Annotated in this window: 1 protein-coding gene; it reads left to right on the forward strand. The window is 69.7% G+C overall.

What is annotated here, in order from left to right; translation table 11 throughout:
• The first annotated feature begins 221 nt into the window (after window positions 1-221).
• Window positions 222-1,490, forward strand: a complete 1,269-nt coding sequence (locus HL189_RS22430; protein ID WP_369135951.1) for an IS110 family transposase — start codon at window positions 222-224, stop codon at window positions 1,488-1,490.
• Window positions 1,491-1,562: the final 72 nt, after the last annotated feature.

Raw genomic sequence — 1,562 nt, forward strand, 5'->3', positions numbered from 1 at the left:
TCAGTCCCGGATGCCCCTGCGGGGCACCAGCAAGGATGAGAATCGTGGGCGGCCGTCCGTAGAGCCCGGGAATGTCACTGGCGCGGCGAGCCCGTCATTCAGTCTGGCGCCGGGGCCTCTAGGAACCAACAACTGTCGCCACGAGCACGAGTGTCAGAGTCTCGAACGCAGAGGCCCCACGGGCGGCCACCCCTGGTTCAAGTCGCAGGGAGGGCCTCGAGATGGACGTACTGGTGGATCGGTGCGCGGGGCTGGACGTGCACAAGGACACCGTCATGGCGGTGGTGCGCCGCCCGACGGCGAGCGGCTCTGGCCGTGAGCAGGAGGTGCGTCAGTACCGCACCTTCACCGCCGCGCTGCGTGAGTTGCGCGCCTGGTTGGTCGCCGAGCGGGTGACCCAGGTGGCGATGGAGGCGACCGGCTCGTACTGGAAGCCGGTCTGGCACGTGCTCGAGGCCGAGATCGGCTATGAGCTGCAGCTGTGCAATCCGCGGCACGTGAAGAACCTGCCCGGCCGCAAGACCGACGTCTCCGACGCCGCCTGGCTGGCCCAGCTGCTCGAATGCGGGCTGCTGCGAGGCAGCTTCGTGCCCAGTCCGGTGATGGCCCGGCTGCGGGACCTGACCCGGTACGCGAAGAAGCTGACCGAGGAGCGCACCCGGGAGATCCAGCGACTGCAGCGCGTGCTGGAGGACGCCGGGATCAAGCTGGACTCGGTCGCCTCCGACGTGATGGGCAAGTCCGCCCGGGCGATGCTCGAGGCGCTGATCGCCGGCGAGCGCGACCCGGCGGTGCTCGCCGACTTCGCACAGACCCGGATGCGGGTGAAGATCCCCGAACTGCGGCTGGCGCTGGAGGGCGGATTCAGCGAGCACCACGCCCTGCTGCTGCGCATGCTGCTGGACCACATCGATCACCTCAGCGCCGCGGTCGATCGGCTCGACGCGCAGGTGGAGGCCGAGGTCGCCCCTTTCTCCAAGGCGGTTGAGCTGCTCGGCACGATCCCCGGACTCGGTCCTCGGACGGCGTGGGTGATCCTCGCCGAGGCCGGCCCGGACATGACCCGCTTCCCGACCGCGGCGCACCTGGCCTCCTGGGCGGGGCTGTGCCCGGGCAACCACGAGTCGGCCGGCAAACGATCCTCCGGGCGCGCACGCAAGGGCGACACCGCGCTGCGCACCGCGATGGTGGAGGCCGCCTGGGCGGCGACCCGCACCCGCAGCACCTATCTGGGCGCTCAGTACCAGCGCTTCCGGCGGCGCTTCGGCAGCCGGGGAGAGACCAAGGCGATTTTCGCCGTTGCGCACACAATGTTGGTGATCGCCTGGCACGTCCTCGCCGAGCACAAGCCCTACGCCGAGCTCGGGGTCGACTACTTCACCCGCCGCGCAGATCCCGAGGCCCACGCTCGACGCCTCGCCCGGGAGATCGAGAAGCTCGGCTTCGACGTCACCATTCACGTCACCATTCAGCCGCACGCCGCCGTCTGACCCGACGCCCTCACTCACCGCGGCTCAGCCGTGGAACTGACGCCTGCCTCGGAACCCTGATTCTCGTGTCAG

This window comes from Modestobacter sp. I12A-02662 (assembly GCF_041028325.1).
Classification (GTDB): domain Bacteria; phylum Actinomycetota; class Actinomycetes; order Mycobacteriales; family Geodermatophilaceae; genus Modestobacter.

Bases quoted from the DNA above. Each gene is read 5' to 3' on its own strand.
- HL189_RS22430 (WP_369135951.1), top strand. From the start codon at position 222: ATGGACGTACTGGTGGATCGGTGCGCGGGGCTGGACGTGCACAAGGAC.